Source organism: Methyloligella halotolerans, assembly GCF_001708935.1.
GTDB classification, from domain to species: Bacteria; Pseudomonadota; Alphaproteobacteria; order Rhizobiales; family Methyloligellaceae; genus Methyloligella; species Methyloligella halotolerans.
The window spans coordinates 1-473 of sequence record NZ_MASI01000024.1 but is presented as its reverse complement, the minus strand read 5'-3'; the positions used below and the strand labels follow the sequence as shown (position 1 = coordinate 473).

Sequence of the window (473 nt, the reverse complement as noted above, 5' to 3'; positions counted from 1 at the left end):
TAGGTCTCCACATCGGACTTATCCAGCTCGACGCCTTCCAGCAGGGTCATCCAGCGGGAGATGAAGCTGTCGTCTCCGCCGAGGAAGCTCGGCCCGTCGGACGCGATATTCTCGCCTTCGCGCATCTTCCGGTAGGCGGAGATGCCGCCGCAGCGGGAGTGGCCGATGATGATGATGTGCGGGACCTTCAGCCCCAGCACTGCGAACTCGATGGCCGCAGATGTGCCGTGATAGAAGCCTTCCGGCTCGTAGGGCGGCACCAGATTGGCGACATTCCGCAGGATGAACAGCTCGCCCGGCTCCGCATCGAAGATCTTGGAGACGTCGACCCGCGCATCACAGCAGCCGATCACCAGCGCTGTCGGCGTCTGACCGAGCTCTGCGAGCTGCCGGTAGCGGCCCCGTTCCGAAGCGTGCGTATCCCGCCGAAAGCGGCGATGACCTTCAACCAGATCCTTGGGTAGCGGCACTGT

1 protein-coding gene is annotated in these 473 nt (G+C 63.6%); it reads right to left on the bottom strand.

Features of this window, described 5'->3' with window-relative positions; all coding sequences use genetic code 11:
• Positions 1–473 (bottom strand): carbonic anhydrase (locus A7A08_RS15335; protein WP_425349043.1); only part of this gene is annotated, 473 nt, incomplete at both ends.